The 5,684-nt window shown below is 31.9% G+C and carries 6 protein-coding genes; 5 read left to right on the top strand and 1 reads right to left on the bottom strand.

The features are described 5' to 3' along the window. Positions 1–55 precede the first annotated feature (55 nt). The 5 genes from ACI32A_RS08555 to ACI32A_RS08535 all read left to right on the top strand — a co-directional run bounded on the left by ACI32A_RS08555 (position 56) and on the right by ACI32A_RS08535 (position 5,162). Entirely contained in the window at positions 56–1,213 is a 1,158-nt protein-coding gene (locus ACI32A_RS08555) for an O-antigen ligase family protein (protein ID WP_439754634.1), read from the top strand. Between the two features lie 36 nt (positions 1,214–1,249). After that, entirely contained in the window at positions 1,250–2,209 is a 960-nt protein-coding gene (locus ACI32A_RS08550; RefSeq protein WP_439754633.1) for a M23 family metallopeptidase, read from the top strand. 2 nt (positions 2,210–2,211) lie between these two features. Then, complete coding sequence (locus tag ACI32A_RS08545; protein WP_439754632.1) at positions 2,212–3,546, top strand: RsmF rRNA methyltransferase first C-terminal domain-containing protein; 1,335 nt, start codon at positions 2,212–2,214, stop codon at positions 3,544–3,546. Continuing rightward, positions 3,533–4,381 (top strand): YitT family protein, encoded by an 849-nt coding sequence (locus ACI32A_RS08540; protein WP_439754631.1) that lies wholly within the window; start codon positions 3,533–3,535, stop codon positions 4,379–4,381. Before ACI32A_RS08545 ends, ACI32A_RS08540 begins: the two co-directional genes overlap by 14 nt. Before the next feature lie 115 nt (positions 4,382–4,496). Beyond that, positions 4,497–5,162: a transaldolase family protein gene (locus ACI32A_RS08535; protein WP_439754630.1), complete on the top strand. Its 666-nt coding sequence runs from the start codon at positions 4,497–4,499 to the stop codon at positions 5,160–5,162. Positions 5,163–5,246: 84 nt separating this feature from the next. Here the strand turns inward: ACI32A_RS08535 and ACI32A_RS08530 are convergent. Then, on the bottom strand, positions 5,247–5,684 hold a 438-nt coding region (locus tag ACI32A_RS08530), incomplete at its 5' end, for an L-lactate permease (RefSeq protein WP_439754629.1).

Below are 5,684 nucleotides of genomic sequence, written 5' to 3'. Positions count from 1 at the left end.
ATATAAAAATGAGTGTATTTGCGTCTTGACAAAGGTCACTTCATAACAGTTTTTTATGTTGAAAGCTATACAAAACTTAGATTTTGATGAAAAATGTATTTTATTGAGTTTCTTTTTATTATTTGTAAATCCATTTATTCATGGTATATCCATTATTGGATTGGTATTTTATGCGATATACAAAAAAGAATTAAAAGAAGATGTATTTGCACAACCTGGATATCGTTTCTTATATCCATTTAGTATCTTATCTTTTTTTGTTTCTTGTTTCTATCAAAATATATATGGAATTCTGATTTCAATTGGATTTGTATTTGTGTTTTTATATATAGCCTATGTTCGAAAACATTTAAACCATGAATTATTTAAAATCATCCTGGAAATGATGATCTATTGTTCTTTCTTTATCAATATCATTGGATTATTTCAATTTAAGACAATATCCAATATGATGGGCTATTCTTTTTTTGATTTTCATTTATTTAATTCACCAAAAAGAAGAATATCAGCTACATTTTTAAATGCGAATTATTATGCCATGGTATTAGAGTTTTTGATTATTTGTTGCATGGTACGCTTTGTTCAATGCAAACAATGGAAACATAAAATCAAATACGTTTTAATTGGAATATTTAATTTAGCCATGATTTATTTTACAGGATGTCGAGCTGCTTTTCTTCCGTTTGTGATTATGGTACCTGCTTTCTTGTTTTTGTCCAAAGAAAAGAAATGGGCCTGGACTTCGATTGTTTGTATCCTTTTAGCTTGTGTTGCCATTTATATAAAACCAGACATTATTCCTAGACTATCGGATATTAGTACGGTGGGAAGTCGGTTCAAGATATGGAGTTGTGCATGGACTTCCATTCAACATCATCCATTATTTGGATTGGGACCATTTGGATATAGTGTGGCCCATGTGTTATATAACGGACACGTTGCACCACATGCTCATAATATTTATTTGGATTCCTTTGTTTCTTATGGAATTGCAGGTACAATTCTTGTTCTTATTTGTTGTATATGCATATTTAAAGACTTTCTTTATATTCATAAATGGAAAGAACATCCAGAATATTTTGCGATGGGCATTGCCTTTCTTCTTGTGATTTTAATTCATGGAACTATGGATGTCACCATTCTCAATCTATGTACTGGATGCATGGCATTGCTGATTTTGAATCTAGATGTTTTACATTCCAAAAATATTTGATAAAATAAATTTAGACAGACAGTAGAAAGAGTGTATATGAATTCATGCATTTTAAGTGTTTGTCTTTTTTTGTGTTCTATTTCATTTCCATATGAACAATCTTTTATTTTACAATCTCATCAATATCATCAATTAGAAATGCTTCTTCAAGAGTCCAAGCAACATCAGCAAGCTGTTTTATGTGGTTTATTGGATACTTTTCATTGGACAAAAAATGAAAAACTTTTATCAAATATAGATTTCGCTAAACAACAAATCAAAGAAATCAATGAACAAATTCAATTTATTTACCAGAAACAAAATGAAATACGAAATCAAATTGAATTCCATATGAACAACGAAGGAAACTATAGCCCCTATAAAATCATTCAAGGACAAGATCATCTACCAGTTTTTGGTGCATTCTATATCCAAAATAAAGAATCCATCCAAGCTTGTTTTATTGACAATATCTCGATTTCACAAACAAGTTCTTCTTTTGTTCATCCCATTCCCACTGGAAATATCAGTGCAGGAACATGGGCTTACCCGGATGGAAATCTTCATTTGGGATTGGATATTGGCTGTGACTTATATTCCAATATTTATGCACCTGCCAATGGTTTAGTGTTATATGCCGATGCACCAGTGGAAGACAATAATGGATATTTAGGAAACTGGTGTGGCTGGCCCTTTGGCGGAGGAAACACAATTTGTTTGGTGGTGTCTGTTCAAAATCAGTTGTATGGCATCACATTTGCGCATTTATCAAGTCAATTGTTTGTATATCCAGGACAAGAAGTTCATCAAAATGATGTGATAGCATTAAGTGGAAATAGTGGAAATTCTTCAGGTCCACATTGTCATATTGAAGTATTTGAAATAAAATGTTCTTTGGAAGAAATTGTTTCTTATTTTCAACAAGGAGCCGATTTTTCTTTTCAAACAGGATGGGATCAGGCAGCCACGTGTTCGCAATATGCCTGTCGTATTCGTCCAGAAACGATTTGGGGGTAATTATGGATTTATTTTATAAACGAATGGAATCGTATATACCAGATGAAATGGAAGCTTTTATGCTTTCATTGAATCGAAAGATGTATCAGGGACTTCGTGTGAATACTAAAAAAATCAGTAAAGAAAAATTTATTCAATCGTTTTCAGATATTGAACAGATCACACCATTTTGTGATAATGGATTTTATATATCTAAAAATTTAGGCAATCATCCATATCATATTTGTGGTTTATATTATCTACAGGAACCCAGTGCAATGGCTGTGGTAGAAGCATTAGATATAAAAGAAGATGATGTCGTTCTGGATTTATGTGCGGCTCCAGGAGGGAAAAGCAGCCAAATTGCCGCAAAATTAAAAAATGGTTTTTTAGTTTCCAATGAAATTGATTCTAAACGTGTACAAATTCTTTTATCGAATATGGAAAGAATGGGTATGGTGAATATGGCTATAACCAACACGACACCTGAAAAAATATGTACAACATTTCCTTCTTGTTTTGATAAGATTGTGGTGGATGCGCCTTGTTCAGGAGAAGGCATGATGAAAAAACATAATTTAGCTAGGCAAGAATGGTCTTATGAAAATATTTTATATTGTGCCAAGCGTCAAAAAGATATTTTAAGACAAGCTTATAAAGCCCTTAAAAAAGATGGTATCTTAGTTTATTCTACATGTACCTATGCTAAAGAAGAAAACGAAGACGTGATTGCCTGGTTTTTAAAGGAATATCCGGATTGTGAATTGGTTGATATTCATTCTTCTTATGGGCGAAGTGGACTTAAAACAGAAGGCATACAAGAAAGTTATGTTCGTCGTGTTTTTCCAATGGACCAAGGAGAAGGTCATTTTATTGCCAAAATTGTGAAAACGCAAGGTGAAAAAAGAAATTTACCTGTTTTAAAGAATCAAAAAGTTGATAAAATCACAATGACTTTTTTGAAAGAACAATTAAATGAATTGTATTCTCATTACTACATTATGAATGGAAATGTATATGCCATGGATCGAGAATTTATCGACTTTAAAAAAATAAAACTATTACGTCAAGGTCTATTTTGTGGTACGGTGTTAAAAAATCGATTTGAACCGTCACATGCCTTTTATATGAACGAAGACATTTCTCGTTTAAAAAAAGTAGTGGATGTATCTTTTGATTTGATGAATGCTTTTATGCATGGATTGAGTATATCTTATCCATGTGAAAAAGGATTTACGGCTTTAAGTTACGAAGGATATCCTTTTGGTTTTGGCAAAAGCGATGGAATGACAATTAAAAATAAAATACCAAAAGGACTTCGATTCATGGAAGGAACTTATTTATATGGAAAAAAATGAAACGATAAAATATATGCAGTTGATTTTTGGAAGTGCATTATTTGCTTTAAGCATTAATATGTTTGTTACACCTAATAATATTAATTCCGGAGGAATTGTAGGAATTGCACAATTATTTGATTACTTTATTCCACATTCTGCAACCTTTGATTTAACTGGAATTGTCAATGCACTTTTGAATGTTCCATTATTTATTTTGGCTATTCGAACAATTTCAAAAAGATTTTGTGTAAAAACAATTATAAGCATTATTGTACAAACCTTAACACTTTCAATACTACCAAAAACACAAATACCCATTATGGAAGATTTGTTGTCAAATTGTTTGATTGGAGCTATTTTAGGTGGTATTGGAATCGGCTTTTGTTTAAGAAGCAGTGGATGTGCTGGGGGAATGGATATTTTAGGTGTTTATTTTTCAAAAACACGTCCAGATTTTTCGGTAGGAAAGTTATCGATTTTATTAAATGTTATTCTATTTTCTTTCTGTGCATTTGAATGGAGCCTGGAAAGTAGCTTATATTCTATTATTTATGTAGCTGTCATGTATTTTGTTTGTGATCGCATTCATTATCAAAATATCAATATTGCAGCAACGATTTTCACAAAAGAAGAAACCTTAAAAAATGAAATCATGGAACGAACAGGACGAGGGGTCACATATTGGAATGGAAAAGGTGCTTATACGGATACGGATTTATTTGTATTGGTAACTTGTCTAAATAAATATGAAATTCGTCGTTTAAAAAAGATTATTGAAGAAGTTGATCCACATGCGTTTGTGATATTAAACGAGGGTTCAAGTATTACAGGTGGATTTGAGAAGCGATTATAATCGCTTTTTTTATTGTTTTGAAGATAAACAATAAAAAATAATAAATAATGATAAAAAACTATTGTTTTTAAATGATCTATATGATATATTTTAGATGCATTTAGGAGGAACTAAAATGAAATTAGTAATTGACTCATCAGATATCAAAAAAATTAAAGAACTAAACGAATTATTGAATGTAGCCGGGGTAACAACAAATCCAACAATTATCACAAAATCAAATCGTCCATCAGAAGATGTAATTCAAGATTTGATTAATCTTTTAAGTCCAGATCAATTGTTGTTTATTCAAGTTATTAAAACAGATTTTGAAGGAATTATGGAAGAAGCTAAATACATTAATTCTTTAAGAGAAAAGAATATGGTTGTTAAGATTCCAGTAACACATGAAGGATTAAAAGCAATCAAAGAATGTAAAAAATTAGGAATCAAAACATTGGCAACAGCTATTTATACAGCAAATCAGGCTTTCATGGCTGCTTTAAATGGAGCTGATTATTTAGCACCATATGTTAATCGAATGGAAAATTATGGAGATGGAATTGGACAAGTAAAAGATTTATTGGATATGTTACGTTTAAATAACTTGTCTACAGAAGTTGTAGCAGCCAGCTTTAAGAACACACGCCAAGTTCATGAATTATTTAAAGCGGGTATTCAAAGTGTAACAATTCCAACAGATGTTGCGTTCAATTTGATTGATCATCCTGCAACAGAAAGTGCAGTTGATACATTCTCAAAAGACTGGGAAAAAGCTTACGGTCGTAATTCTTTAGTATAAAATACATTTACTGTTACGAATCATTCGTAGCAGTTTTTTTGTATAAAAAAACCAGAGGCAACAAAGTCTCTGGCTTTTGTATTTTTATAGAATCCTAGCACCAATAAAAGCATAGATGGACATTAAAACTAAGAATAAAACACCATATGGAAGAATCTTTCCCAATAACTTGGAATCTTGCCCTTCTTTTTGTACAGAACTCAAAGCAATCGCAATGGATTGAGGTGATAACATTTTTCCAGCAGCTACGCCCATTGAATTCAAAGCCACAATCCAATATGTATTTGCACCTAAAGCCTGTGCTGCACTCATTTGTACGGCTCCAAAGAAAACACCAGAACTTGTTCCAGACCCTGTCACAAAGCATCCCAATGCACCAATCCATGGAGCTACAATTGGATAGAATGGACCAGTCACACCGATGGCAAAATTCGCAATGGCTGCAATCATTCCTGCATATCCCATAACTTTTGCACATCCTAATACCGAACACATTGTAATCATTGTTGCTTTCATTTGTTT

Source organism: Floccifex sp. (assembly GCF_051873555.1).
Taxonomy (GTDB): domain Bacteria; phylum Bacillota_I; class Bacilli_A; order Erysipelotrichales; family Erysipelotrichaceae; genus Floccifex.
Note: the sequence above shows the minus strand (reverse complement) of the source record. Positions and strands in the feature narration are given on the sequence as shown.